Here is a 26,041-nt window from a genome sequence, read left to right as displayed (position 1 = left end):
GCCGGGAGGAAACGCGGAACGGTCCTGCACGATGCGATCCTTCCACGACTACCGGGCGATATCGCCAATGAGGCGTTGGTGACGGAAATGTTGAAGCTCGTCCCGAGCACCGAGCACCGAGCAGGCCGGGGGCCCGCCGGCGACGATGCGGGCCTGCGGCGCCGCCGCCGGGCGGGCAGACGCGGGAGCCGGGGCGCGGTGTGGTGCGGTGTGGTCACGCTGGGACCCCGCCGACGGGCGTAGCCTGAGGTGGTGGTGAGGCGGACAATCGAGACATCCAATGTGGAGTCGCCCGCGCAGTTGGCGGAGCTGCTCGACGAGCGGTCATACCTGGCAGACGAAGGGCTCGTCACGGCGACCTTCCTCGCGCTGCGGATGGGCCGCCCGCTGTTGCTCGAAGGCGAGGCGGGAGTCGGCAAGACCGAGCTGGCCAGGACCCTCGCCGAGGTGTTCGACGCGCCACTGATCCGCCTGCAGTGCTACGAAGGGCTCGACGCGTCCCAGGCGCTCTACGACTGGGACTTCGCCCGCCAGCTCCTGCACCTGAAGGCGGCCGAGGCGGCCAACGCAGGGGGCGTCACCGACGCAGCCCGGCTGGAGGGCGAGGTCTACGACCGAAGATTCCTGATCGCCAGGCCGCTGCTGAGGGCGATCGAGACCCAGCCCGCGGTGCTGCTCATCGACGAGGTCGACCGGGCCGACGTGGAGTTCGAGGCGATCCTGCTGGAGGTGCTCTCGGACTTCGCGATCTCCGTCCCCGAACTCGGTACGATCCGCGCCGCGCGGCCGCCGGTGGTCGTGCTCACCTCCAACCGCACCCGCGAGGTGCACGACGCGCTGAAACGACGCTGTCTCTACCACTGGCTGGACCACCCCTCCTTTGACAGGGAGGTGGCGATCCTGCGCAGGAGGCTTCCCGAGTGCTCGGAGATCCTGGCCGAGCAGGTGGCCACGGCGACGGGGCGGCTCCGCGAGGCCGATCTGATCAAGCCGCCGGGGATCGCCGAGACCCTGGACTGGACCGAGGCACTCCTCGCCCTCGGCGCCCGCGAGCTCGACCCCGACCTGGCGGCCGCCTCGCTGGGCGCCCTGCTCAAGCACAGGGAGGACCACGAGACGGTGCTCGGGAAGGGATTCCTCGGTGCGTCCCGGCGCTGACGGCGTTCCCCCGACCGGGTCTCCCACAACCGGGTCTCCCACAACCGGTGTTCCCCCGACCGGGTCTCCCGCAACCGGTGTTCCCCCGACCGGCTCCCCCTCGGTGGGAATCCCGCCGACCGGGGCTGCCTCGACCGGACTCCCCTCGACCGGCGTTCTTCCCGTCACCCGGGCCGCTCCGGACGGCGGGGCCCCTCTCGCGGCGCTCCCCTCCGGACTCGGCGCGGGGGAGGACCTGGTCGCGGTCATGACCGGTTTCGCCAGGACGCTGCGCGCCGCGGGGGTGTCCGCCGACCACGAGCGGACCCAGGGCCTGCTGCGTGCCCTGTCCCACCTGGACGCCTCCAGGCCCGGCGACGTCTACTGGGCGGGCAGGGTCACGCTGTGCGCCTCGGCCGAGGACCTGCCCCGTTACGACCGGGTCTTCCGCGCCTACTTCGCAGGGCTGCGGGCGGGCCGTGCGAGAGCGGAGGCGGTCACCGTCACCCGGCACACCGCGGCGAGGCCCGAGGTACGCCCCGAGCACCGCCAGGGCGGCGAGCCTCCCGCCCTGGCGTCGACCGCGAGCGCGACGGAGGTGTTGCGCACCCGGGACGTGGCCCGGATGACGGCGGCGGAGCTCGCCGAGGCGCACCGGCTGCTCGCCCTGCTGCGGGTCGGCAGGGAGCGGCGCGCGTCACGGCGTTTCCGGCCCTCGCGCCGAGGGCGGCTGGACGGCCCGGCGACCGTCCGGGAGACCCTGCGCAGAGGAGGGGAGATCGCCGGGCTCCGCTACCGTGCGCACCGGACCAGGCCGCGCAGGGTCGTGCTGCTGGTCGACGTGAGCGGCTCCATGACCCCGTACGCGGACACGCTGCTCCGCCTCGCCCACGCGCTGGTCAGGTCGGAGCCGGGTGCCACCGAGGTGTTCAGCGCGGGCACCCGGCTGACCAGGCTCACCGCCGAGCTTCGCCACCGCGACCCGGAGACCGCGATGAACGCCGTCTCCCGCGCCGTTCCCGACTGGAGCGGCGGAACCCGCCTGGGCGAGGAACTGCGGCGTCTCCTGGCGCTGAACGACGCGGCGGGGGCGGTGGTGGTGATCGCCTCCGACGGCTGGGAGCGCGGCGACGTCTCGCTGCTGGGAGCGGAGATGGCCAGGCTGTCCCGTACGGCCCACCGGGTGATCTGGGTGAACCCGCACAAGGGCAGGGAGGGCTACCGGCCGCTCACCGCCGGGATGCGGGCCGCGCTTCCCCACATCGACGACTTCGTGGCCGGGCACAGCCTGGCCGCGTTCGAGGAACTGGCGACGCTGCTTGGAGGTACGCATGCGTGACGTTCTGTCACAGATCCTGCGATGGTGGGAGGCGGGAGAGACGTTCGGCCTGGCCACCGTGGTCAACACCTTCCGCAGCGCGCCCCGGCCACCGGGGGCGTCCATGGCGGTGCTCGGCGACGAGGCCGAGGGCAGCGTCTCCGGCGGCTGTGTCGAGGGCGCCGTCTACGAGCTGTCCAGGGAGGTGGTCTCCTCGGGCGCGCCCGTCCTGCAGCGGTACGGAGTGAGCGACGACGACGCCTTCTCCGTCGGCCTGACCTGCGGCGGCATCCTGGACATCTTCGTCGAGCCCGTCTCCAGGGAGACCTTCCCCGAGCTGGGGGAGGTCGCCGCCTCGGTACTGCGGCGTGAGCCGGTGGCGGTGGCGACCGTTCTGTCGGGGCCGGGCGCGATCGGCACCCGCCGGGTCATCTGGCCTGACCGCTCCTCAGGCTCCCTGGGGGTGACCCGGCTGGACGACGCGGTGGACGACGACGTCAGGGGGATGCTCGCGCAGGGACTGACGGGCATCCGCAGGTACGGGGCGAAGGGAGAGCGACGGCTCGACGAGCTGTCGGTCTTCGTCCAGTCCTTCGCGCCGCCGCCCAGGATGCTGGTCTTCGGCGCGATCGACTTCGCCGCCGCGGTCGCGAGGGTCGGCAAGTTCCTCGGCTACCACGTGGTCGTGTGCGACGCCCGGCCGGTGTTCGCCACGGCCAAGCGCTTCCCCGAGGCGGACGAGGTGGTCGTGAAGTGGCCGCACGACTATCTCACCTCGACCGTCGTGGACGAGCGGACCGCGATTTGCGTGCTCACCCACGATCCCAAGTTCGACGTTCCCCTGCTCGAGGTCGCGCTGCGCACCCCGGCGGGCTACGTCGGCGCGATGGGGTCGCGCCGCACGCACGAGGACCGGCTGGCCCGGCTGGCGCAGGCGGGGATGGGAGAGGCCGAGCTGAAGAGGCTCCGCTCTCCGATCGGGCTGGACCTGGGCGCGCGCACGCCGGAGGAGACGGCGATCTCGATCGCCGCGGAGCTGATCCAGCTGCGCTGGGGCGGCTCTGGCCGGCCGCTGACCGACGGTTCCGGCAGGATCCACGGCGAGGGACCCGGCGGGTGAGCGCAGCGAAGATCGGTGGGCGTGCGGCGAGCGCGGGACTGCTGCTCGCCGCCGGATCCGGCTCGCGGCTCGGCACTCCCAAGGCGCTGGTGGACTTCCACGGGGAGCGGCTGGTGGATCGCGGGGTGAGGGCGCTCCACGACGGCGGCTGCCGTCCCGTGGTCGTGGTGCTCGGCGCGGCCACCGTGCGGATAGGGGGAGCGGTGACCGTCCACAACCCGGAGTGGAGCTCGGGGATGGGCTCATCGCTCAGGGCCGGACTGAACGCGATCCCGGACGTCGCCGAGCACGTGGTGATCGCCCTGGTGGACCAGCCGTTCGTCGGCCCGCGGGCGGTGGAGCGGCTCGTCGAGGCCGCGCGGCGGGGCGCCTCGGTCGCCGTCGCCACCTACGGCGGCGCGCGGAGGAACCCGGTGTTGATCGCGAGGGAGCACTTCGAGGAGGTCGCCAGGCTCGCGACCGGGGACGCGGGCGCCCGCCCGTTCCTGAGGGCCCATCCGGAACTGGTCGTCGCGGTCCCCTGCGACGACGTCGCCGACCCCGCCGACATCGACACCCCGGCCGACCTGTCCGCCCTCCGTGCCCGCCCGGGAGCGCCGGGTCTCTAGGGCGCCGGTTTCCCGGGGCCTTCCTAGGCGGCCAGGCGCAGGGAGGCGACGGCGGCGCGGTGGTCGCTGCCCGCGGCCCGCTCGACGCCGGCGCTGGTGGCGATCATGCCGCGGTACAGGATGTGGTCGGGGCGGGTGACGGGGAAGGACGCGGGCCAGGTGAAGCCGAATCCGGTACCGGCCTCCTGCTGGGCGTCCGACAGCGGCGGCACCAGGCCGGAACGCTTGCGGTCGGTGGTGGCGGTGTTGAGGTCGCCGAGCAGCAGCAGGTGCTCGCTGTCGTCCCTGTCGACCATCCTGCGGGCGTGGGCGAGGGTCTCGTCGCGCTGGGCGGTCTGTCCCGGGCGGGCGGAGGCGAGGTGCATGACGTACACGGTCACCCTGCCCTTGGGAGTGACGACCACCGCGCGCAGTGCCCGCGCCCAGTCGAGGCCGATGTCGGCCTTGCGTGCCTCGGCGATCGGGAACCGGCTCCACAGGCCGACCGTGGCGATCCGGTAGCGGTGGGGGAAGTGGTCGTTGAGGAACTTCGCCGCGGGGCCGCCGGCGGTCAGTTCCTGCACCGCGACCAGGTCGCGGCCCTTGGAGACGGACCGCATGGCCTCGGCGGAGGCGGCGTTGGTCGCGCCGACGTTGAGGGTGGCGACCGAGAGGTCGCTGGGTCCGCCGGGCGGGCTGCGCAGCAGCGCCGGGCCGAACATGAGGCCCCACACGGTCGCCGGGACCAGCGCGGCGACGATCACCTGCCACGAACGGGTGGCCAGCGCGCAGATCAGCAGGATCGGCACGGCCACCCCGAGCCATGGGAGCAGGCTCTCCAGCACGGGCGTGAAACCGCCCAGCTCCGGCAGGAGCCGGTGCCCTCCGAGCGTGAGGGCGAGCGCTGCCGCCGCCACGACGATCGACTGCCTCAGCACACCGCTCCTCGTCCGCCCTGTGGTGGTGACCCGCCCCTCCGGGGTCCCCTACCCCGGAATGCGTAGGCTACCGGCCCGATGGCGGCGGCGCGGGGCTTGGTGCTTCGGCGGTGAGTCGATAGCCTTTGCCGACGAGGCGACGGAATAACATTCGGTTTTGTCGGCACCGCGGAAGGACGATCTCACGATGCGCATCGGTATGGCCCTGAACTACTCGGGGGGCTTCAAGGAGACGGTGGCCGAGCTGGCCGACTACGAGAAGGCCGGGCTCGACATCGTCTTCGTCGCCGAGGCGTACAGCTTCGACGCGGTCAGTCAGCTGGGCTACATCGCGGCCAGGACCGAGAGGCTGCAGATCGCCTCCGGCATCCTGCCCGTCTACTCCCGCACCCCCGCCCTGCTGGCCATGACCGCCGCGGGCCTGGACTACGTCTCCGACGGACGCTTCACCCTCGGCCTGGGAGCCTCGGGCCCCCAGGTCGTCGAGGGTTTCCACGGCGTTCCCTACACCGCGCCGCTCGGCCGTACCCGCGAGGTCGTCGAGATCTGCCGTCAGGTCTGGCGGCGCGAGCGCCTGACCTACGAGGGCAGGCACTACACCGTCCCGCTCCCCGCGGACCAGGGAACGGGGCTGGGCAAGCCGCTGAAGCTCATCAACCACCCGGTCCGCGAGCGCATCCCCGTCGTGATCGCCGCCATCGGTCCCAAGAACGTCGAGCTCGCCGCCGAGCTCGCCGAGGGCTGGGAGCCGATCTTCTACGTGCCGGAGAAGGCCGCCGACGTGTGGGGTGCCTCCCTGGCGGCGGGCGGGGCGAGGCGGGATCCGGCGCTGGGCGAGCTGGACGTGATCGCCCAGGCCCCGCTCGCCATCGGCGACGACGTCTCCGGCTGGCTGGAGCTGGGCCGCCCGATGGCCGCGCTCTACATCGGCGGTATGGGCGCCAAGGGCAGGAACTTCTACAACGACCTCGCCCGCAGGTACGGCTACGAGAAGGAGGCCGAGCAGATCCAGAACCTCTACCTGGAGGGCAGGAAGGACGAGGCCGCCGCGCTCGTACCGCACGAGCTGCTGGAGAGGACGTCCCTGATCGGCTCGGAGGGGCACGTCCGCGAGCGCCTGCAGGCGATGCGCGAGTCGGGTGTCACGACCGTCAACGTCGCCCCGCTGGCGGGCACCCACGAGGAGCGCGTCCGGCTCATCGAGAGGGTGAGGGAGCTCGCCTCCTGACGCCGGCCCGGTGAGCGCAGGGTCGCAGGATTAAGGTGACGGCATCGGTTAAAATTGGTCAAATCGGTTAATAACATGCCTACTATGACCGCCACCCACGCCCGGCGCCGCGCGAGCCTCGCGGCCCTGCTGCCCGCTCACCGGGCGGACGCGATCCTGGTCACCAGCGTCGTGAACGTGCGCTACCTGACCGGCCTGGCCAGCTCCAACGCGGCCGTCCTGGTCGGGGCCGACGCCGGCGCCACCCTGGCCACCGACTCCCGCTACATCGAGGCCGCCCGGCGCGTCTGCGCCGACGTGGAGGTGATCGAGGCGCCCGACGTCGCCGGGGCCCTGCTGCCGGAGAACGGCCGGACCGGCATCGAGGCCGAGCACATGTCCGTCGCCGACTACTTCCGGCTGGGCGGAGGACTGCCGCGCCTGTCCGGGCTCGTGGAGTCGGTGCGCACGGTCAAGGACGACGCCGAGATCGACCTCATCCGCACCGCGTGTGAGCTCACCGGCCGGGCCTTCGACGAGGTCGTGCCCGGCTTGCGTCCCGGACTGACCGAGAAGGAGGTCGCCAGGGCACTGGAGCGCCGGATGGTGGAACTGGGCGCGGACGGGCTCGCCTTCGACTCGATCGTCGCGAGCGGGCCCAACGGCGCGATCCCGCACCACTCGCCCTCTGACCGGCCGCTGGAGCGCGGCGACCTGGTCACCATGGACTTCGGGGCGCTGTACCGGGGCTACCACGCGGACATGACCAGGACCGTGGCGATCGGCGAGCCCGCGGGATGGCAGCGCGAGCTGTACGACCTGGTCCGCGCCGCCCAGCGGGCCGGAAGCCTGGCCGCGCGGGTCGGCGCGGCGCTCCACGAGGTGGACGCCGCGGCCCGCGACCTGATCGGGGAGGCGGGCTACGGGGAGTTCTTCAAGCACGGCCTCGGCCACGGCGTCGGGCTGCAGATCCACGAGGCGCCGTTCCTGTCACCGGCGAGACCCGAGAACCCGCAGGACTCCCGGGGAGAGCGGGAAGGTTCTCCGAAGCCGGAACGATCTTCGAGAGAGCCGGAGCGCGACCATGAGCACGCTAGACTAGAGGATCGAGTTCCGGTGACCGTCGAGCCAGGGGTTTACCTTCCCGGCAGGGGTGGTGTCCGCATCGAGGACACGCTCGTGGTGCGCGATGGCGGACCGGAACTTCTCACACGGACGACCAAAGAGCTGCTCGTCCTTTAAGAGCGGCCGTACGCAGGAGAGACTAGTGGCGACGACGAACGACCTCAAGAACGGCCTGGTGCTCAAGCTCGACGGCGGTGAGCTCTGGGCCGTCGTGGAGTTCCAGCACGTCAAGCCCGGCAAGGGCGGCGCGTTCGTCCGCACCAAGCTCAAGAACGTGCTATCCGGCAAGGTCGTCGACAAGACCTTCAACGCGGGCGTGAAGGTCGAGGTGGCCAACGTCGACAAGCGCGAGATGCAGTTCTCCTACATGGACGGCGACGACTACGTCTTCATGGACACCGAGACCTACGACATGCTCAACGTCTCCAGGACGGCGGTCGGCGACTCGGCCAACTACCTGCTGGAGAACATGCTGGCCACCGTGGCGATCAACGAGGGCAACGTCCTCTACGTCGACCTGCCCGCGGCCGTCGAGCTGCTCGTCGCCGAGACCGAGCCCGGCCTCCAGGGCGACCGCTCCACCGGCGGCACCAAGCCCGCCACGCTGGAGACCGGCGCCGAGATCAAGGTGCCGCTCTTCATCACCACCGGTGAGAAGGTCAAGGTCGACACCCGCACCGGCGATTATCTCGGCCGCGCCTGATGTCGGCACGAGGTAAGGCGCGCAGGCGCGCGCTCGACATCCTCTTCGAGGCCGAGGCGCGTGGCCAGGACCCGCTGAGCGTCCTCGCCGAGCGCCTCGAGCGGGCCGAGCCGCCCGTGAACGAATACACCACGACGATCGTCGAGGGCGTGTGCAGGCACCGGTCGCGCATCGACGAGCTGATCACCACCTACTCCGAGGGCTGGACGCTCGACCGCATGCCCGCGGTCGACCGCAACCTCCTGCGCGGCGGCACCTACGAGCTGCTGTGGATGCCCGACGTCCCCGAGGGCGTCGTCATCAGCGAGTGGGTCAGCCTGGCCTCCGAGCTGTCGACCGACGAGTCGCCGCAGTTCGTCAACGGGCTGATGGCCCGTTTCAAGCAGCTCAAGCCGTCCCTGGCGCTCTAGCGGTCCTGCGCCGGACGTCGACCGGGAAAACCTCGGCGGGGAACGACCGTCCCGGCCGGGGGAAACCCGGTCAGGGGCAGGAGAGGCCTCGCCGGTCGCCCTGCGGGGGCCCGGATCTCCGGGTCTCCCCGCCCTGGCGTACCCCTGTCCGGGGTGTCCCCTTTTCTCCCGGCTTGCCCATGGGATCCGTCCGAGCCGGGAAAAAGACTCGATCAAGTACGAGTATGGATACTCCTTGGGCCGCACCGGGGGGCGCGCCGCGTAGGCTGGGCTCGTCACCGAACGAGGAGGCGATCTGAAGTTGCACGCCGTAGGCATCTCACGGCAGGCGGGCACCCCCGCGGTCCGCACAGCGGTCGTGTGGGACGTCCTGAGTGCCGTGCTGGCCGAGCGGGTGGCCGCGACAGGCCGTGAGCGGCTCGACATCGTCGACGCCGGGGGCGGAACGGGTGGTTTCGCCGTTCCCCTGGCCGACCTGGGGCACGCCGTGACGGTCGTCGATCCCAGCCCCGACTCGCTCGCCGCGCTGGAGCGCCGCGCGGCGGAGGCGGGGGTGGAGGTGCGCGCCCTGCAGGGTGACGCCGCGGACCTGGGGGAGTTGCTCCCGGGTGGCGGGGCCGACCTGGTGCTCTGCCACAGCGTGCTGGAGTACGTGGAGGACCCGAACGGCGCGGTGCGGGCGATGGCCGGCCTGCTGCGCGAGAGCGGCGTGATCAGCGTGCTCGCCGCCAACCCGCTCGCCGCCGCGCTCCACCGCTCCATCGCCGGCAGGTTCGACGAGGCACTCCAGGTCCTGGACGACCCCCAAGGTCGCTGGGGCGACCGCGACCCCACGCCCAGGCGCTTCACCCGAGAGGCGCTGGAGCGGCTTCTCGCCGCGGCGGGTTTCACGCCCGGCGAGGTGCACGGTGTGCGGGTCTTCGCCGACCTGGTGCCCAGCAGGCTGCTCGACGGCGAGCCCGGAGCCGCCCGCGCCCTGGTCGCCCTGGAGCAGGCGGCGGCGGCGCATCCGGTGCTCCGCGACATCGCCACCCAACTGCACATGCTTGGCCACCGGTGAACGCCACATCGAACGCGTGTTCCCGTAGGATGGCGGGGTGTCGAGAAAGCAGCAGATGCCGCGTCCGGGTGCCGATCTGGGGACGGACGACAGCGGCTGCCCGATCCTCCACGTCGACATGGACGCCTTCTACGCGGGCGTCGAGCTGCGTGACCGTCCCGAGCTCCGGGGTTCTCCCGTCATCATCGGCGCGCCCGGGGCGCGCGGGGTGGTGCTCAGCGCCACCTACGAGGCCCGGAGATTCGGGGTGCACTCGGCCATGCCCATGACCCGGGCCCGACGGCTCTGCCCCCAAGCGGTGATCATCCCGCCGAGCCGGGGCAAATACGCGGAGGTCTCCCGGCGCGTCATGGAGATCTTCCACACCTACACCCCCGAGGTCGAGCCGATCGCCTCCGACGAGGCGTTCCTCGACGTCGGCGGGGCCCGCAAGCGTCTCGGCCCACCGGCGGCGATCGCCAAGATGATCCGTGAGCAGGTCGTGCGAGAGCAGGGCGTCACCTGTTCCGTCGGGGTCGCCGGCAGCAAGTTCGTGGCGAAGCTCGCCTCGCGGCACTGCAAGCCCGACGGCCTGTTCGTGGTGCCCGCCGACAGGGTGGTCGACTTCCTGCACCCGCTGCCCGTGGCGGCGCTGTGGGGCGTCGGAGAGCGCACCGAGCGGTCACTGGCACGCCTCGGCATCAAGACCGTCGGCGACCTCGCCAGGGTCCCTGTGGAGACGCTCCAGCGGGATCTGGGCCAGGCGGCCGGCGCGCACCTGGCGGCGCTCGCCTGGGGGCGCGACGAACGCCCGGTGACCCCGTACGTCCCCGACAAGAGCATCGGCGCGGAAGAGACCTTCGCCACAGACATCGCCGATCCCGTGGAGATCCGCAGGGAGCTGCTCCGGCTCTCCGAGCGGGTCGCCGCGAGGCTCAGGGAGGGCGGCAGCGTCGGCCGCACGATCAGCGTCAAGCTCCGCCGCGCCGACTTCACCACCCTTTCCCGGTCCAGGAGCCTGCGAGAGCCCACCGACGTCGCCAAGGTCCTGTACGAGGTCGCCTGCGCCCTCTACGCCGCCTCAGGCCTGGAGAACACCAGGCTGAGACTGGTCGGCGTGCGGGTGGAGAACCTCGGCCCGGCCGCCGGGGCGACCCGGCAGCTCGGGCTCGGAGAGCGTGAGACGGGCTGGCGGGAGGCCGAGCGGGCGATGGACAGGGCGGCCCGCAGATTCGGTCGCGATGCCGTCCTCCCGGCCTCCCTTGTTCGCCCGCCGTTTGATGGAATAGACCCATGACGCGGCCTCCGGTTTGGACTACGTTGGACGTTTTCTTTCGTCTACGTCTACAGCCTCGTATTCTGGGGATAACCGACCGCGAGGTTCGGACACCCCGTGTCGTCCGTCACCGTCTTCCCCGTCCTGGGGCTGTCCTTGGGAGGCGCCGTGCCGCTCTCTGAGCACGAGCAGCGCTTGCTCGACCAGATCGAGCAGGCCCTCTACGCCGAGGACCCGAAGTGGGCCAATACCGTCAGGATCAGTGATCCCCGCAGCCATTACAGGCGCCGCCTGGTGAAGGCCTCCATCGGCTTCATCCTGGGTGTCGTCCTGCTGATGGTCGGCGTTGTGATCATCAACATCCCGCTCGGCGTCGGCGGTTTCGTGGTCATGCTCGCCGCGTGTCTGTGGGGTCTGTCCAGCTGGAAGCGGATGAACGGGTTCGGTGAGGCCAACGCGGCCACGTCGCCCGATCAGCCGCGAGGCAAGGGGGGGCGCCGTCCCGGCGGCTCCCGCCAGAGCTTCATGGAACGTATGGAGGAGCGCTGGCGCCGTCGCAACGACGAGCGCTAGCCCGGCGGGGGGCGTCACCTTCCCCGGAGGATCCCCCCGACGATCTCTCCACGCCGACGAGGGTCACTCCCGCATGGGAGCGGCCCGCGTCACCCCTTGTGTCGTTCAGCGCGTCGTCCATCGCCTCGTCCGCTGTGTCGCACGGTGTCGTCCCCCGGGTCCCTCTCGCGTGCCCCGGCGGCTCCTGCCTCGCCGTCAGCGACGAGGATCCCCGGGTAGCCCGGAGCGCCGATGATGAACGCCGGTCGGCCGACCGGCTCGACGATCACCGCGGCCGGGACCGTGAACAGCGCCTGCAGCGGCGGCCCGGTGATCGGGGCGCGATGTCGCGTCCCGATCACCGGAGGGCTCAGGCGCCCTTCCTGGCCGGTCGGCGCAGCCGGATGTTCTCCAGCCGGTCGAAACCGTCCAGCACCCGCCCGCCCATCGCCCGCGCCCGCAGCAGCGTGGAGGGCGGTAGCAGCACCGCCCTGATCCGTCTGCCACGGGTCACGGTGGCCGCCAGCGCCCGCCGCACGGTGCGCATGTCCTCGCGCAGGGTGCCGATCTCGCCCGGCGTTCTGGCGTAGAGCATCCGCTCCACCGCCGCGGCGATCCTCGCCAGCGCGGCGGCGGCCTCCGGCTCGAACACGTACTGCTCGGCCAGCCGCCTGGCCAGCGCGCGCGGACTCTCGCTCACCTGCCGCGACATCCCGTAGTCGCACAGGGCGTCGTCGAGTTCGGCCCACGCGGCCGTCACCGCAGGCTCCCAGCGGATCTCCCTGACCGCGGCGGGCGCGACGGCGGTGGGATCGGGGACGGCCGAACCCTCGCCCCCGGGACCCCTCACCGGCCGTGAGTAGGACCTGCCTCGGCGGGCCCGCAGCTGCCAGCGGATCAGCGCGGGGATCAGCGCGACCAGAAGCGCGATCGCGACCCCGATGCCGATCTTCGCAGCGGGCGGCATTCCCTCGTCCACCGGGATCAGCGCGCCACCGGAGTCCCGGTCGAGTTGCTCGCGGCGGCGGTCGTCCGCCGCGCCGGTGGGCGAGTCGGAGTCGTCGGGGGCCGACGACGGTGCCGCGCTCGGCTCGTCGGAGGTGGCCGGCGCCACCTCGGGGCGGGTGTAGGACGGCACCGTCGCGCTGCCCTGACCCGCTCCGCCAGCCGGGGTGGGCTCGAAGCGGAGCCACCCGACGCCCTCGAAGTACAGCTCGGGCCAGGCGTGCGAGTCATGGGTGCGCACCTGCCAGCCCTCGGAGGTGACGCTGCCCCCGGTGTAACCGATGGCGACCCTGGAGGGGATGCCCAGGACGCGCGCCAGCACCGCCATGGAGGCGGCGAACTGCTCGCAGTAGCCGGTCCTGTTGCGGATCAGGAAGTCCGTCAGCGCCGGGCCGTCGTGCCCCTGGGTGGCCAGACTGTAGGTGAACCCGCCGGTCTTGGTGAAGAACTCCTGCAGCTGGATCGCCTGCTCGTACGGGCCGGCATCCTGCTTGGTCTCCCTGAGGGCGAGCTGCCTGATCTCCTCGGGCAGGGTTTCCGGCAGCGTCAGGTATCGGTCCCTGATCGCCGTGGCGGGCGAGGGCGCCGCCTTGAGCCTGTCCGCCGTGGCCTCGGGCTCGGCGGTGAGGGCCTGGTAGGTGAGGCCCCCCGCGGTGTTCCGCGTGGAGAAGACCATGAGCGTGTCGCGATCGGGACGCCAGTCGCCCGCCACCGTGACCTTGGACACCGGGTAGGGCAGGGGGAGGAAGCTCAGTCTCCTGACCTGCGGGCTCACCGTGACGGTGACGGTCGCGGGCGTGACGGGCACGTTCGCGCCCTGGCCGGGAGGCGGCGGCATCGGCGCCTCGGAGGTCCGGTCCTCGGGACGGCCCCTGGGCTCCGACATCGTCCACTGCTCGCCGTCGAAGACGTCGAGCGAGTACATCCTCAGGTAGCGCGGCGTGCTGTCGCTGGCCTGGTAGGTCAGGACGGTGGAGTTCTCCGGAAGCGACAGCTGGCCGCGCAGGTTGACCATGGGGTTCGGGATGCTGATCGAGTTGCCGCCGCCGCCTCTGCCGTTGCCCACGCCGAAATTGAACAGCGGGTCGGGCTCAAGGGTGGGCAGCAGCGCTGGCAGCAGGACGGCGAGCGCGATCGCGGTGAAGCCGATGCGTCTGCCGGAGAGCCGCAGCGGCCCGGTGTCGGCGGGGTTCGGCCGGGTGGCGGTGAAGGACGACGTGCGGCGCACCAGCACCGCGCGGCCCCATTGACCGACCCGTTCCCGTCCGTCGGCGACGAGGATCCCCAGGTAGCCCAGGGCGCCGATGATGAACGCCGGCCAGCTGATCGGCTCGACGATCACCGCGGCCGGGACCGTGAACAGCGCCAGCAGCGGCAGCCCGGTGAGCGCCGCCCTGCGCAGCCGCGCGGCGAGCAGATCCACCAGGACGGCGATCAGGCCGACACCGCCGCAGGTGAGCAGGACGATGCCGGCGTTGTCGGGCACGGGGGCGGCGAACCGCTGGATGTCGGCGAAGCCCGTCGTCAGCAACTCGTCCAGCCTGTCGAGCGAGTCCCAGGTGGGAAACACCCTCGCCCACGCCTCGTCCCCGGCGAACACCGCCGTGAGATAGAGGAACACCGCGAGCACCTGCACGGGCGGCGCCAGCCAGCCGGGCAGCGTGTAGTGACCGGCCAGCATGCCGACCCCGGTCACGACCAGGATGGCGCCCAGGCTCGACCAGAACCAGGAACCGCCCTGGAAGAGCGGGTAGAGCCCGAGCGCGACCGCTCCCGTGGCCACGCCCGACGCGATGGAAAGTCTCATGAGCCACTCCTGCCGGCCGCGAATCGTCCGCGTTGCGCGACGTCCTGCCAGACGCTCGCGACGGAGGTGCCGGCGGGCAGCCCCACCACGCGCCAGCCCGTTCCCGTGAGCACCGAGCGCACCGCCCGGAACTCCTCGTCCTCGCCCAGTTCGGGATTCTCCCAGCCCTCGACGTCCAGCAGCACGGCCACGCCGGTCATGTTGCCGTGCCTGGCCCTGGCCAGCTCCTGGGCCTGGTCGAGGTCCATCTTGCCGAGCACGGCGACGATCAGGCCGTCGCCGCCCCCCTGCCGCAGCGCGCCGACGCCGTACTCCAGTGACCGTGCCGTGCTGGTCCGCACGACGGCCAGGGTGTCCAGCAGCGACAGGCTCAGCCCGCTGTCGGTGAGCTGCTCGGCCCCCTGGTCGGTGACCAGGCGCAGGCCGAGACCCTCGTGGGCGAGGTGCACGCCGATGGAGGCCGCGACCGAGACCGCCGCCTCGAACGACGAGCGCGGCCCCTCGCCCCGGTGGGCGTAGCGCCGGGTGTCCAGCAGCAGCGCCCCCCTGCTCTGCCACTGCTGCTCCTCGCGCCGCACCATCAGCTCGCCGTGCCTGGCGGTCGAGCGCCAGTGGACGCGACGCAGGTCGTCGCCCTGACGGTACTCACGTGGCGCGACATCGTCGTCTCCCGCGGCCGCGACGCTTCTCGTACGGCTGTCGCCCCCGCCCGTCCACTCACCGGACAGGCGCACATGGGGCAACGCCACCACCTGGGGCGTCACCATGAGCGTGTCGGTGATGGTGAACGACCTGGTCAGCTCGACCAGGCCGAAGGGGTCGCTGATCCGGATGGAGAGCGGCCCGATGGTGAAGCGTCCGCGCAGGTCGGAGCGGACCCGGTAGTCGATCTCCCGGATGCCCTGCGCCTCCACCCGGTCCAGCACGAACCTGGGCCGGGCGCCGAGGGCGTAGGGAACGGTGTCCTCGATCATCAGCAGCCCGGTCGGCAGCCGGGTGATGTTCTCCAGCCGCAGCGTCACGGTGGCCTCGCTGCCCACCTCGGTCCTGGGCGGGTCCAGGCGCCGGGCGCAGCTCAGCCGGTAACGGGTGCGGGCGACCACCAGGGCCGCGAGCAGCGGCAGCGAGACGATCAGCACGCCGATCCTGAGCAGGTCGTGCTCGCCGAGGATGAAGGCGCACAACAGCGCCGCGACGCCGGACGCGAGGAAGGACCGGCCGCGGGCGGTGAGTGCCTTGAGGCCAGAGGTCACCGGGCCTGGGCCTCGGGCACGGGCACCCGGCGGACCAGGTCGGCGATCACCTGCTCGGGCGGGCGGCGCTGCCCCTGGGCCTCGATGCTGGGCAGCAGCCGGTGCGCGAGCACGGGGGCGCACAAATCCTGAAGGTCGTCGGGGATGACGTAGTCGCGGCCCGCGAGTGCGGCGTGCGCCCGCGCCGCCCTGACCAGTTGCAGGGTCGAGCGGGGGGAGGCGCCCAGCCTCAGGTCGGGGGACTGACGGGTGGCGGTCACCAGGTCGATCGCGTATTTCTTGATCGGCTGGGAGACGTAGACCCCGCGCACCGCCTCGATCAGGGCCTTCACCTGCTCGGTGGTGGCCACCGGCTCCAGCTTGTCCAGCGGGGAGGCCGCGCCGTGCACGTCGAGCATCTCCAGCTCCGCGGAGGGGGCGGGGTAGCCCATCGCGATCCGGGCGGTGAACCGGTCGCGCTGTGCCTCGGGAAGGGGGTAGGTGCCCTCCATCTCGATCGGGTTCTGTGTCGCGATCACCATGAAGGGGGAGTCCAGGCGGTAGGTCGCGCCGTCGACGGTGACCTGGTGCTCCTCCATGCACTCCAGCAGCGCCGACTGGGTCTTCGGCGAGGCCCGGTTGATCTCGTCACCGACCACGATGTTGGCGAAGACCGGGCCGGGCTTGAACTCGAACTCCCTGGTCTGCTGGTTGTAGGCGCTCACCCCGGTGATGTCGCTCGGTAGCAGGTCGGGGGTGAACTGCACGCGGCGCACCGGGCAGTCGATGGACCGCGCCAGCGCCTTGGCGAGCATGGTCTTGCCGACTCCGGGCACGTCCTCGATGAGGAGGTGTCCCTCGGCGAGTAGTACGGTCAAGGTCAGGCGGACGACGTCGCTCTTGCCCTCGATCACCGATTCGATCGACTCACGAATCCGGTGCGCGGTGACCACAAGATCATCGAGCTGTGGTGAGACGTCATGTGTTACTGCCACCAGGCCTCCATGAGGGTGCGGCGGTTGTGCGCCGAGGGGTTACCGTTGCGGAATCTTTGCGATCCCGTAACTCATTCTGCCTTCCGACACTACGGCGCCATACGTTCCCACGGCGACTTTATGCGGTCATCAGGGCTGATTCCGGGTAAACGGTCATAGCGGGCGACGCGGTGGTCGCGACCACGTGCCGGGGTGCGCCGATTCCGGAACGGTGCGGGGATCCTCGCCTTCCATCATTCTTCACCGCGACCCGACTTATTTCATGATCCATAGCCTATTCGGCGGCCTTACCCGACACGCCCGTGGCGTACGAGGGGCCGCTTACCCCCTCCACTCCGCACCACCCCATTTGAACTGGGGAAATGTCGGCGAAACCCGTCGTGAAGAGGCGTGGAATCAGTTGACGGTGGAGAGAAGTGGAGTATGGTGGTGCGCAGTGGAGGGCAGGGCGGCGACGCCTGGCGCTCCGCTGGGCACGGGAGGTGAGGCCGGTGTTCCTCGGCACTCACCACCCACGTCTTGATGACAAGGGACGGCTGTTCCTGCCGGCGAAGTACCGCGAGGAGCTGGCGGAGGGTCTGGTGATCACCAAAGGCCAGGAGCGCTGCCTCTACGTCTTTCCCGTAGAGGAGTTTCAGCGCATAACCGAGGCTCTGCGCACCGCGCCGGTGACCGCCAAGGCGGTCCGCGACTACAGCCGCGTCCTCTTCGCCAGCGCATCCGACGAGGTCGCCGACAAGCAGGGCCGGATCACCGTTCCGCAACCTCTGCGCGAGTACGCCAGCCTGCGCCGCGACTGCGTGGTCATCGGAGCCAACACCCGGTTGGAGATCTGGGCCGCGGACGCCTGGAGCGCCTATCTGGCCGACCAAGAGCAGGCTTTCGCCGATCTGTCGGAGGAGGTGCTGCCAGGGATTCTGTGATTCCACGGTCGACTCATCGGTAAAACGTCGTTCGGCGAGGTCTCCACCCGCAACCACCTGTCCGTCAGCTGATGCACCTTCCCCGGTGTCAGGTGACGGGTGGACACGCGGGTGCGGATGGGGACCTGGCCGGACGGCCCCGGGGGTGGGGGCCTGTTTTCAAGACACCGGTGAGCGTCCGCCGCGCGTCCACGGGACGAGGCGGGAAAGAGGGGGGTTGCGCTTCATGCGCGCCGAGAACCACAACCATGATCTCCAGACGGCCGGGGGTCACGTCCCCGTCATGCTCGACCGGGTGCTGGAGTTGCTCGCTCCGGCGCTGGCCCGCCCCGCCCCCGTGCTCGTGGACGCCAACCTCGGCCTCGGCGGTCACGCCGAGGCCCTGCTGGCCGCGCATCCCTCGCTCCACCTGATCGGGATCGACCGCGACCCCACCGCCATCGAGCGCTCCACCACCAGGCTCGCCCCGTACGCCGAGCGGATCACGCTGGTCCGCGCGGTCTCCGACGAGCTTCCCGAGGTACTGGCCGAGCTGGGCCGTCCCCGCGTCGACGCCGCGCTGTTCGACCTGGGCGTCTCCTCCCCACAGCTGGACGAGGCCGAACGCGGTTTCGCCTACTCCTACGACGCGCCGCTGGACATGCGGATGGACCGCGACGAGGAGCTGACGGCCGAGGTCGTGGTCAACACCTACCCGGCCGCCGAGCTGATCCGGATCCTGCGGGATTACGGAGAAGAACGATTCGCCCCGCGTGTCGCGCACTTAATCATCAAGGAAAGGGCCAGAGAGGCCATAACGTCTACCAAGCGGCTTGCGGAGATCGTCAGAACGGCGATCCCGGCCGCTACCCGCAGGACCGGGGGCAACCCCGCCAAAAGGACTTTCCAGGCGTTGCGGATCGAGGTGAACGCGGAGTTGACAGCACTGGAACGCGCGCTCCCGGCCGCGCTCGACGCATTGACGCTGGGCGGGCGCGTCGTCGTGCTCGCGTACCACTCCCTTGAGGACCGGCTGACGAAGCAGGTCATCACCGCGCGGACCAGGGACACCGGCCCTGTCGGCCTCCCCGTCCCGCTGCCGGCTCACCAGCCGCGGTTCGCGCTCCTGACAAGGGGAGCCGAGCTTCCGAGCGAAGAGGAGGTGGCCCGCAACCCGCGGGCGGCCTCCGCCCGGTGTCGGGCGGCAGAGAGGATCCGTGAGGCAGTTGACGAGGAGTGAGACAGACGTCCGACGCGCCGCGCCCAGCCGCGGCGCACGCCCCGTGCGCGTCCCCCGCGCGGTGCCGCAGGGGTACGGGACCAAGCCGGCCAGGCCTGCGCCCGCCACCGCTCCGGCCGCGCAGGGTAAGCAGGTCAAGGCTGTGGCTCTCGGGGCTCCAGGTGCCTCAGGGCCCCCGGCGGCCCGTCGCGCCAGGCCGCCGAGAACTCCTTTCCTGCTGCTCGTGGTCGGCCTGCTCTGCGGCGGGCTGATCAGCCTGCTGCTGCTGAACGCCGTGCTCGCCCAGGACTCCTTCAGGGCCAACGGGCTGCGCAAGGAGATCAGTGACCTGCGCATCGCGAAGGAGAGCAAGCAGAGCGCGATCATGCGGCAGGAGATGCCGGAAGCGGTGGCGAGGAACAACGAACTCCAGGGTCTGGGTCCCGACTGGGACACCGCGCGCGTCATCGACCCCGACAAGCCCGCCGTCGGGGGCGCCGACGACGCCACCAAGCCCGCGGGGCAGGAGCGAGTGCCGGGCACGGGCCGGTGAGGGAGACCGGGGGGCCCGGTTCCGGGCAGGGCCGCGGGGGCTCCGGGGGAGGACCGGCGGGAGGGGCGGGCCGCCGTTCTCCCGGCGGTCCCGGCCGCGCGGCCAGACCGGGCGGTTCCCCGGACGCCTCCGGTAAGCCGCGCAGGCCCGGTTCCGGCGACGCCGGGCCGTCCGGCGCTCCCGGCGTTCCCGACAGCCCCCGGGAGCCGGCCCCCCCGCGCAGGCCTCCGGCCTCGGGTAGGCAGGGGGCAGGCGGTTCGGGCCGTACGGGTTCCTCCGGAAGTTCCGGCCGTGCGGGCTCCCCTTCGGGCCGTGCGGGTTCCTCCGGTGGCTCGGGGCGCGGGGGCTCCGCCGGGAGCTCCGGTCGTGCGGGCTCCTCCGGTGCCTCTGGCAGGGCAGGCTCGTCCGGCGGGTCACCGGCACCGGAAGGTTCCGGCAAATCAGGTAAACCGGCGAGGGGCGGCAGGCCGGGCTCCCCGGCGAGGCCGTCGGCCGCCGGCGCGTCCGGCAGGCCGGGAGCCCCGGGCAGGCCCGCTCCCACCGGCAGGACCGGTTCCGGCGCACGGCCGCCCGCTTCCGACGGCTCGGGTCGGCAAAGACGACCGGACGGCAAGGGCGGTGCCCCCGGTGCCCCCGGTGCCCCCGGCATCCGTGGTGTCCCCGGCGTTCCCGGTGTCTCCGGAGCCCCGAGGGCTTCCGGTGGATCCGGCCGGCCCGAGGCGCCGGGCAGGACCTCCGCCCCCCGCCCCGGCAGGCCGCCGGGGCCCGCCCCGCGTAGGTCCTCGGGGCCCGAGGCGCCGCGCAGGTCTCCGGGAGCCGAGGCCCCGCGTGGGCCGGTGCGGTCCTCACGGGCGGAAGGACCGCCGGACCCGCTGGGCTGGGTGCGGTCCGCGCCGAGGCGCGGAGGCGAGCGACCGGGGGATCACGAGCACACCCGCATGACCACACGCGGCGGCGGTGGCAGGCCGCCGCGGCCGCCGGCGCGCCCGTCGGCGGTGCTGCGCCTGGGCAACCCCCGCAGGCGCATCGGTATCGGCCTGATGGCGATGACCTTCGTGCTGTCCATCTTCGCGGGGCGGCTCATCCAGCTCCAGGGCCTCGACTCGAAGGTCTACACCGCGGAGGCGGCCAAGCAGCGCGTCCAGGGCGAGAAGCTGCCCGCGAGGCGAGGGTCGATCACCGACGTGAACGGTCACGAGCTCGCGCTCACCCTGGAGGCTCGCGAGATCTTCGTGGACCCCTCCCAGGTCTCCGCCGGCCAGCGTGACCGGGTGGCCACGATTCTGGCCAAGGAGCTGGGCACGCCCAAGGAGTCGATCGCCGCCAAGCTGGCCCAGAGCACCAGCCACTACCAGCAGCTCGCCGCAGCCGTCGACCCGCCGCTCGCCCAGCGGATCATGGCGCAAGACCTCAAGGGCGTCGGCAGCAAGCACCGCTACCGGCGTGACTACCCCGGCGGCGACCTGGCGGGCACCCTGCTGGGCTTCGTCGGCACCGACGGCACCGGGCTGGCCGGGCTGGAGAGCACCTACGACAAGCTGCTCGCGGGCCGCGACGGCGAGCAGATCATCGAGACGGGTGCCAGGGGGCAGCGCATCCCGATGACCCGCAGCACCGTCCGGGCGCCCGTCGAGGGCAGGGACGTGCGTCTGACCATCGACCGCGACGTCCAGTGGGCCGCGCAGAAGGCGATCGCCGAGCAGGTCAAGGCGACCGGGGCGCGCACCGGCAGCGCGATCGTGCTGGACACGCGGACCGGCAAGGTGATCGCCATGGCCAACGCGCCCGAGCTCGACCTGAAGAACTGGATGAACTCTCCCGGCGCCGACCGGGTCAACCGGTCGGTCACCGACGTGTTCGAGCCGGGCAGCACCAACAAGGTCATCACCGCGGCGGCGGCCCTGGAGTCGGGTGCCGTGCGGCCGGAGACCCTGTTCACGGTCGCCGACCGGATCAGGTGCGCCGACCAGGTGCTGAAGGATTCCCACCCGCACCCCACCGAGCGCCTGACCTTCTCGGGCATCGTGGCGACCTCCAGCAACGTGGGTACGATCCTCGCCACCCAGAAGATCGGCGACGAGAAGCTCCACTCGATGCTCCAGCGCTTCGGGTTCGGCACGAAGCCGGGCTCGGAGTTGCCGGGGGAGGAGGCCGGGCTCCTGCCCGACTGGAAGAGCTGGTCGGGTAGCCAGCGCTGCACGATCGCGTACGGCCAGGGGGTCTCGGTGACGGCGCTGCAGACGGCGAGCGTGTACCAGACCATCGCCAACGGCGGGGTGCGTGTCACCCCGCGGATCGTGGCCGGCACCACCGGGGAGAACGGCGTGTTCACGCCGTCGCCGCCGGGCAAGCAGACCCGGGTGGTCGGCGAGCGTACGGCGCGGGAGATCGCGACCATGCTGGAGGCCGCCGTGAGCGAGGAGGGCACCGGCAACCTCGCCGCGATCGACGGTTACCGGGTGGCGGGCAAGACGGGGACCGCGATGCGCTACGACACCAGATGTCAGGGTTATTGCGGTTATACCGCGACTTTTGTTGGTTTCGCTCCCGCGGACAAGCCCCGCCTCGTCGTCCTGGCGGTCCTCCAGGACCCCAAGGAGGGCCATTACGGCGGGGAGATCGCCGCGCCGGTCTTCAAGAAGGTGATGACGTTCGCGTTGAAGAGCGGGAAGATCCCGCCGACCGGAACCAAGCCGTCCCCGGTGCGGATACGCGCCGGAGAGTGACGAGTGAAGGTACGCTCTCGCCGTGCGTCCCCCGTCGTCAATGCGACCCTCAACCAGTTCACCCCGTCCGCTCTCGGGGCTGGCGAGCCTCATCGGCGCGCCCTCGGGCACGTCGCGAGCTCCGCTTGCCGCGGTGTCCGGGATCACCATCGACTCGCGCCAGGTGTGCCGGGGAGATCTCTACGTCGCGCTCCCGGGGGCCTCGGTCCACGGGGCCGACTTCTCCGCCCAGGCCCTCGCCGCGGGTGCCAGCGCGATCCTGACCGACGAGGCGGGAAGGGAGGCCGCGGTCGCGACCGGCCTCCCGGTCCTCGTCGTGCCCGATCCGCGGGCCCTGCTCGGGCAGGTCTCCGCCTGGGTGTACGGCAATCCCGTGGCGGACGTCATGGTCGTCGGGGTCACCGGCACCAGCGGCAAGTCCACGGTCACCTTCATGCTGGAGGCCGGGCTGCGGGCCGCCGGGCACAGCCCCGGGCTCATCGGGGGGGTGGAGATCCACGCCGGTGAGCTGCGCTTCGCGCCGAAGCTCACCACGCCCGAGGCGAGCGACCTGCAGAGCCTGTTCGCCCTGATGCGCGAGCGGGGCGTCACCGCCGCGGCGATGGAGGTCTCCAGCCACGCGCTGGCGCTCGGCCGGGTCGACGGGGTGTTCTACGACGTGGCGCTGTTCACCAACCTGTCCCAGGACCACCTCGACTTCCACCGTGACCTCGACGACTACTTCGCGGCGAAGGCCAGGTTGTTCACCCCCGAGATGAGCCGCGTGGGGGTCGTCAACCTCGACGATCCGCACGGGCGTGAGCTCGCGGGCTTCGCGAAGATCCCGATGACCACCTTCTCCGCCGAGGGCGCCCTGGAGGCCGACTGGCGGGCCACCGGTGTGCGGCTGGGCCCCGAGGGCAGCACCTTCACGGTCGTGGGGCCGGGAGGCGTCGAGGAGGCCGCCTCGGTCGCCCTGCCGGGGCCCTTCAACGTGTCCAACGCCCTGGGCGCGATCGTCGCGCTGGTGGAGGCGGGTGTGCCGCTGCGGGCCGCGGTGGCGGGTGTCGGTACGCTGACGGGGGTTCCCGGCCGGATGGAGCGGGTTCCCGGCGGCGAGGACTTCCAGGCCATCGTCGACTACTCGCACAAGCCCGGCGCGGTCGAGTCGGTCCTGCGCTCGCTGCGCGAGGTCACCGAGGGCGAACTCATCGTCGTGCTCGGCTGCGGGGGTGACCGTGACCGCAGTAAACGCCCAATGATGGGAGAAGCCGCCGCAAGGTTGGCAGATGTGGCTATTCTCACCAGCGACAACCCCCGCTCCGAGGATCCCCTGCGGATCCTCGCGGAGATGATGGACGGAGTTCTCGGTGTGCCCCAGGACGGGCGCGCGCATGTGATCATTGAGCCGGACCGCGCCGCGGCCATCGACCTGGCCATCGGCCGGGCGGGTCTCGGTGACGTCGTCGTCGTGGCCGGCAAGGGCCACGAGCAGGGCCAGTACGTCGGCGACCAGGTGCTTCCTTTCGACGACAGGCAGGTCGTGGCCGACGCGATCGTCAGGCGCAGGAACCGCACCGGGCGCCGAAGCACGTATGGAGAGTAGGGAAGACGCATCATGATCCCGTTGCCGCTGGCCAGGATCGCCGAGATCACCTCGGGGGCCCTCGCGGGCATGGCCGACCCACGCGCGGTGGTGCGCGGCCCGGTCGTCACCGACTCCCGCGCCGTCGAACCGGGGTCGCTGTTCGTCGCGATCAAGGGCGAACGGGTCGACGGGCACGACTTCGCGGCCCAGGCCGTCGCGGCCGGGGCGGTCGCCGTGCTCGCCGCCCGGCCGGTCGACGCCCCCGCCGTCATCGTCGGTGACACCGTGGCCGCCATGACGGGCCTGGCCACCGCCGTCTGCGCGGCACTGCCGGCGACCACGGTCATCGGCATCACCGGCTCCGCGGGCAAGACCACCACCAAGGACCTGCTCGCCAGGCTCACCGCGAGGATCGGCCCGACGGTCGCCACGGCCGGCTCGTTCAACAACGAGATCGGCCACCCGCTGACCGTGCTGAAGTCCAGCGAGGACACCCGCTACCTGGTGCTGGAACTCGGCGCGAGGAACGCGGGGCACATCGCCCACCTGACCCGCGTCGCCCCGCCGAGGATCGGCGTGGTCCTCAACGTCGGCACCGCCCACCTGGGCGTCTTCGGCGGCAAGGAGGAGATCGCGAGGGCGAAGGGCGAGCTGGTCGAGGCGCTGCCCGCCGACGGGGTGGCCGTGCTCAACGCCGACGACCCGCTGGTGGCCGCGATGGCCGGGCGCACCGGTGCCCGCGTCACCTGGTACGGCCGGGGCGAGGACGCGACCGTACGGGCCGAGAACGTGACCGTCGACGAGCGCGGCCGCGCCTCCTTCACGCTGCGCACCCCCTCGGGTGCCGCCCCCGTCGGCCTGCGCCTGTACGGCGAGCACGCGGTGGAGAACGCGCTCGCCGCCGCGGCGGCCGCCTACGAGCTGGGCCTGCCGGTCGCCACCATCGCCGAGGAGCTGTCCGAGGCCGAGCCCCGCAGCCGCTGGCGGATGGAGGTCACCGACCGCGCGGACGGCGTCACCGTGATCAACGACGCCTACAACGCCAACCCCGACTCCATGCGGGCCGCCTTCGGCACCCTGGACGTGCTCGCGGGCGGCCGCCGCCGCTTCGCGGTCATCGCCGCCCTGCGCGAACTCGGTGACGAGAGCGCCGCGCTCAACGAGGGGCTGGGACGCCTGGCCGGGGGCGCGGGCCTGGCGGGCCTGTTCGTCGTCGGCCCCGACGCGGATCCGGTCCTGGCAGGGGCGGAGGCCGCCGTACGGGCCGCGCGGGAGAGCGGCGTCGTCGCGCACGCGGGAGCGGCGCCGCACGGGGCGGGAGGACCACCGGGCGACGGCGCGCTCTCGCCTCTCTCCGCGTTCGGCGAGACCGCCGAGCCCGATGCCGCCGCCGGCGCCATCCGGATCTCGCACGCCGCCGACGCGGCCCAGGCGGGCGCGGAGCTGTCGGCACTGCTCGCCCCGGGCGACGTCGTACTGATCAAGGGACCGCGCGCCGCGGGCCTCGAACGCGTGGCCACGGCGCTGCTCGGGGGTGACCGCCGATGAGGGAGATCCTCGTCGCGGCGGCGGTCAGCCTGCTGCTGTCCATGCTGGGCACGCCGCTGGCGATCCGCCTGTTCTCCCGGCGCGGCTACGGGCAGAGCATCCGGGAGGAGGGACCCTCCGGCCACCACGACAAGCGCGGCACCCCCACCATGGGCGGCACCGTGATCGTGATCGCCGCGCTGGTCGGCTTCGCCTGCGCCCACCTGTACAGCTTCACACCCCCCACGGTCTCCGCCGTCCTCGTGCTGTTCCTGATGACGGGACTGGGCGCGGTCGGCTTCCTCGACGACTTCATCAAGATCTACAAGCAGCGCAGCCTCGGTCTGCGAAGCGGCGCCAAGGCGCTGGGCCAGCTCATCGTGGGCGCGGTCTTCGCGGTCCTGGTGACCCGTTTCCCCAACTCCTACCAGATCACCCCGGCCGAGACGCGCCTGTCGTTCCTGAGGGACTTCGGCCCCTCCATCGGCCTCATCGGCTTCACCATCTGGGTGCTGATCATGATCGTCGGCTTCTCCAACGCAGTGAACCTCACCGACGGTCTCGACGGCCTCGCCAGCGGCGCCACCGGCGTGGTGCTCGCCTCGTACGTGCTGATCGGCAACTGGCAGCTGCGCAACAGCTGCACCAGCCAGCTCGGACCCAACTGCTACTGGGTCCGCGACCCGCTGGACCTGGCGGTGGTCGCCGCCGCTGTGCTCGGCGCGCTGGTCGGGTTCCTGTGGTGGAACGCGCCGCCCGCGAAGATCTTCATGGGCGACACCGGTTCGCTCGCCCTGGGCGGCGTGATCGCCGGTCTGGCCATCACCACCAGGACCCAGCTGCTGCTGATCATCCTCGCCGGGATGTGCGTGCTCATCACCATGTCGGTGATCATCCAGGTCGGCTTCTTCAAGATGACCGGAAAACGGGTCTTCAGGATGGCGCCGCTCCAGCACCACTTCGAGTTGAAGGGCTGGGCCGAGACGACCATCGTGGTCCGCTTCTGGCTGATCGCCGCCCTGTGCTCCGCCGCCGGGCTGGGGATCTTCTACGTGGAATGGATGCCCAGGCTGTGAGCGTACGGACGAACGTGGCC

At 71.7% G+C, this 26,041-nt stretch carries 22 protein-coding genes; 18 read left to right on the top strand and 4 right to left on the bottom strand.

Annotated elements, in window-relative coordinates:
• Window positions 1-252 precede the first annotated feature (252 nt).
• From ACFY3V_RS01715 to ACFY3V_RS01700, 4 genes are all read left to right on the top strand, one after another.
• Window positions 253-1,158 carry a MoxR family ATPase gene (locus tag ACFY3V_RS01715; protein WP_350948080.1) on the top strand — a complete coding sequence of 302 codons (906 nt, stop codon included), beginning with the start codon at window positions 253-255 and terminating at the stop codon, window positions 1,156-1,158.
• 103 nt (window positions 1,159-1,261) lie between these two features.
• On the top strand, window positions 1,262-2,476 hold the full coding sequence (locus ACFY3V_RS01710) for a VWA domain-containing protein (protein ID WP_362895505.1): 1,215 nt from the start codon (window positions 1,262-1,264) through the stop codon (window positions 2,474-2,476).
• Window positions 2,469-3,575, top strand: a complete 1,107-nt coding sequence (locus ACFY3V_RS01705; protein WP_362895503.1) for an XdhC/CoxI family protein — start codon at window positions 2,469-2,471, stop codon at window positions 3,573-3,575. Before ACFY3V_RS01710 ends, ACFY3V_RS01705 begins: the two co-directional genes overlap by 8 nt.
• Window positions 3,572-4,183, top strand: coding sequence for a nucleotidyltransferase family protein (locus ACFY3V_RS01700; protein ID WP_362895501.1), 612 nt, complete (start codon window positions 3,572-3,574; stop codon window positions 4,181-4,183). The genes ACFY3V_RS01705 and ACFY3V_RS01700 overlap by 4 nt, the downstream gene beginning before the upstream one ends.
• A 23-nt stretch (window positions 4,184-4,206) precedes the next feature.
• Here the strand turns inward: ACFY3V_RS01700 and ACFY3V_RS01695 are convergent, their stop codons facing one another.
• Window positions 4,207-5,100: an endonuclease/exonuclease/phosphatase family protein gene (locus ACFY3V_RS01695; protein WP_362895499.1), complete on the bottom strand. Its 894-nt coding sequence runs from the start codon at window positions 5,098-5,100 to the stop codon at window positions 4,207-4,209.
• Between the two features lie 187 nt (window positions 5,101-5,287).
• Here ACFY3V_RS01695 and ACFY3V_RS01690 point away from each other — a divergent pair, with 187 nt between their 5' ends.
• From ACFY3V_RS01690 to ACFY3V_RS01660, 7 genes are all read left to right on the top strand, one after another.
• Window positions 5,288-6,328: an LLM class F420-dependent oxidoreductase gene (locus tag ACFY3V_RS01690; RefSeq protein ID WP_350948085.1), complete on the top strand. Its 1,041-nt coding sequence runs from the start codon at window positions 5,288-5,290 to the stop codon at window positions 6,326-6,328.
• Window positions 6,329-6,412: 84 nt separating this feature from the next.
• Window positions 6,413-7,549 (top strand): aminopeptidase P family protein, encoded by a 1,137-nt coding sequence (locus ACFY3V_RS01685; RefSeq protein ID WP_362895496.1) that lies wholly within the window; start codon window positions 6,413-6,415, stop codon window positions 7,547-7,549.
• A gap of 25 nt (window positions 7,550-7,574) precedes the next feature.
• Window positions 7,575-8,135 carry an elongation factor P gene (efp, locus tag ACFY3V_RS01680; protein WP_362507015.1) on the top strand — a complete coding sequence of 187 codons (561 nt, stop codon included), beginning with the start codon at window positions 7,575-7,577 and terminating at the stop codon, window positions 8,133-8,135.
• Window positions 8,135-8,545: a transcription antitermination factor NusB gene (nusB, locus tag ACFY3V_RS01675; protein WP_350948088.1), complete on the top strand. Its 411-nt coding sequence runs from the start codon at window positions 8,135-8,137 to the stop codon at window positions 8,543-8,545. Before efp ends, nusB begins: the two co-directional genes overlap by 1 nt.
• A gap of 301 nt (window positions 8,546-8,846) precedes the next feature.
• Window positions 8,847-9,605, top strand: a complete 759-nt coding sequence (locus ACFY3V_RS01670) for a methyltransferase domain-containing protein (RefSeq protein ID WP_362895494.1) — start codon at window positions 8,847-8,849, stop codon at window positions 9,603-9,605.
• A gap of 55 nt (window positions 9,606-9,660) precedes the next feature.
• Window positions 9,661-10,881, top strand: coding sequence for a DNA polymerase IV (gene dinB, locus ACFY3V_RS01665; RefSeq protein WP_362895833.1), 1,221 nt, complete (start codon window positions 9,661-9,663; stop codon window positions 10,879-10,881).
• A 147-nt stretch (window positions 10,882-11,028) separates the two neighbouring features.
• Entirely contained in the window at window positions 11,029-11,433 is a 405-nt protein-coding gene (locus ACFY3V_RS01660; protein WP_350948148.1) for a DUF3040 domain-containing protein, read from the top strand.
• 349 nt (window positions 11,434-11,782) lie between these two features.
• Here the strand turns inward: ACFY3V_RS01660 and ACFY3V_RS01655 are convergent, their stop codons facing one another.
• The 3 genes from ACFY3V_RS01655 to ACFY3V_RS01645 are packed head-to-tail and all read right to left on the bottom strand — an operon-like array spanning window position 11,783 to window position 16,451.
• Window positions 11,783-14,224, bottom strand: coding sequence for a DUF3488 and transglutaminase-like domain-containing protein (locus ACFY3V_RS01655; RefSeq protein WP_362895492.1), 2,442 nt, complete (start codon window positions 14,222-14,224; stop codon window positions 11,783-11,785).
• Window positions 14,221-15,477 carry a DUF58 domain-containing protein gene (locus ACFY3V_RS01650; RefSeq protein ID WP_362895490.1) on the bottom strand — a complete coding sequence of 419 codons (1,257 nt, stop codon included), beginning with the start codon at window positions 15,475-15,477 and terminating at the stop codon, window positions 14,221-14,223. The genes ACFY3V_RS01655 and ACFY3V_RS01650 overlap by 4 nt, the downstream gene beginning before the upstream one ends.
• The gene (locus tag ACFY3V_RS01645) at window positions 15,474-16,451 is read right to left on the bottom strand and encodes a MoxR family ATPase (protein WP_350948092.1); all 978 of its coding nucleotides are present in this window, start codon (window positions 16,449-16,451) and stop codon (window positions 15,474-15,476) included. Before ACFY3V_RS01645 ends, ACFY3V_RS01650 begins: the two co-directional genes overlap by 4 nt.
• 491 nt (window positions 16,452-16,942) lie before the next feature.
• Between ACFY3V_RS01645 and mraZ the strand changes: the two genes are divergently transcribed.
• The 7 genes from mraZ (at window position 16,943) to mraY (ending at window position 26,021) form a co-directional block, all read left to right on the top strand.
• Window positions 16,943-17,374: a division/cell wall cluster transcriptional repressor MraZ gene (mraZ, locus tag ACFY3V_RS01640; protein ID WP_350948149.1), complete on the top strand. Its 432-nt coding sequence runs from the start codon at window positions 16,943-16,945 to the stop codon at window positions 17,372-17,374.
• A 226-nt stretch (window positions 17,375-17,600) separates the two neighbouring features.
• Window positions 17,601-18,593, top strand: a complete 993-nt coding sequence (gene rsmH / locus ACFY3V_RS01635) for a 16S rRNA (cytosine(1402)-N(4))-methyltransferase RsmH (protein ID WP_350948093.1) — start codon at window positions 17,601-17,603, stop codon at window positions 18,591-18,593.
• Between the two features lie 43 nt (window positions 18,594-18,636).
• Window positions 18,637-19,125 carry a hypothetical protein gene (locus ACFY3V_RS01630; protein ID WP_362895487.1) on the top strand — a complete coding sequence of 163 codons (489 nt, stop codon included), beginning with the start codon at window positions 18,637-18,639 and terminating at the stop codon, window positions 19,123-19,125.
• Window positions 19,126-20,063: 938 nt separating this feature from the next.
• The gene (locus ACFY3V_RS01625) at window positions 20,064-21,851 is read left to right on the top strand and encodes a penicillin-binding protein 2 (protein ID WP_362895485.1); all 1,788 of its coding nucleotides are present in this window, start codon (window positions 20,064-20,066) and stop codon (window positions 21,849-21,851) included.
• A gap of 40 nt (window positions 21,852-21,891) precedes the next feature.
• Window positions 21,892-23,436 (top strand): UDP-N-acetylmuramoyl-L-alanyl-D-glutamate--2,6-diaminopimelate ligase, encoded by a 1,545-nt coding sequence (locus ACFY3V_RS01620; protein ID WP_350948096.1) that lies wholly within the window; start codon window positions 21,892-21,894, stop codon window positions 23,434-23,436.
• A 12-nt stretch (window positions 23,437-23,448) separates the two neighbouring features.
• On the top strand, window positions 23,449-24,966 hold the full coding sequence (gene murF / locus ACFY3V_RS01615) for a UDP-N-acetylmuramoyl-tripeptide--D-alanyl-D-alanine ligase (protein WP_362895482.1): 1,518 nt from the start codon (window positions 23,449-23,451) through the stop codon (window positions 24,964-24,966).
• Window positions 24,963-26,021, top strand: a complete 1,059-nt coding sequence (mraY, locus tag ACFY3V_RS01610; protein ID WP_350948098.1) for a phospho-N-acetylmuramoyl-pentapeptide-transferase — start codon at window positions 24,963-24,965, stop codon at window positions 26,019-26,021. Before murF ends, mraY begins: the two co-directional genes overlap by 4 nt.
• Window positions 26,022-26,041 lie beyond the last annotated feature (20 nt).

It is taken from the genome of Streptosporangium sp. NPDC000095, assembly GCF_042899335.1.
Classification (GTDB): Bacteria; Actinomycetota; Actinomycetes; order Streptosporangiales; family Streptosporangiaceae; genus Streptosporangium.
The sequence above is the reverse complement of the archived record's forward strand: the minus strand, read 5'-3'. Positions and strand labels throughout refer to the sequence as shown.

What these genes read in the sequence shown, in the direction of transcription:
- ACFY3V_RS01705 (WP_362895503.1), top strand. Translation starts at nt 2,469, where the DNA reads ATGCGTGACGTTCTGTCACAGATCCTGCGATGGTGGGAGGCGGGAGAG.
- ACFY3V_RS01690 (WP_350948085.1), top strand. Translation starts at nt 5,288, where the DNA reads ATGCGCATCGGTATGGCCCTGAACTACTCGGGGGGCTTCAAGGAGACG.
- ACFY3V_RS01685 (WP_362895496.1), top strand. Translation starts at nt 6,413, where the DNA reads ATGACCGCCACCCACGCCCGGCGCCGCGCGAGCCTCGCGGCCCTGCTG.
- nusB (WP_350948088.1), top strand. Translation starts at nt 8,135, where the DNA reads ATGTCGGCACGAGGTAAGGCGCGCAGGCGCGCGCTCGACATCCTCTTC.
- dinB (WP_362895833.1), top strand. Translation starts at nt 9,661, where the DNA reads ATGCCGCGTCCGGGTGCCGATCTGGGGACGGACGACAGCGGCTGCCCG.
- ACFY3V_RS01655 (WP_362895492.1), bottom strand. Translation starts at nt 14,224, where the DNA reads ATGAGACTTTCCATCGCGTCGGGCGTGGCCACGGGAGCGGTCGCGCTC.
- rsmH (WP_350948093.1), top strand. Translation starts at nt 17,601, where the DNA reads ATGCGCGCCGAGAACCACAACCATGATCTCCAGACGGCCGGGGGTCAC.
- ACFY3V_RS01625 (WP_362895485.1), top strand. Translation starts at nt 20,064, where the DNA reads ATGACCACACGCGGCGGCGGTGGCAGGCCGCCGCGGCCGCCGGCGCGC.
- ACFY3V_RS01620 (WP_350948096.1), top strand. Translation starts at nt 21,892, where the DNA reads ATGCGACCCTCAACCAGTTCACCCCGTCCGCTCTCGGGGCTGGCGAGC.
- murF (WP_362895482.1), top strand. Translation starts at nt 23,449, where the DNA reads ATGATCCCGTTGCCGCTGGCCAGGATCGCCGAGATCACCTCGGGGGCC.
- mraY (WP_350948098.1), top strand. Translation starts at nt 24,963, where the DNA reads ATGAGGGAGATCCTCGTCGCGGCGGCGGTCAGCCTGCTGCTGTCCATG.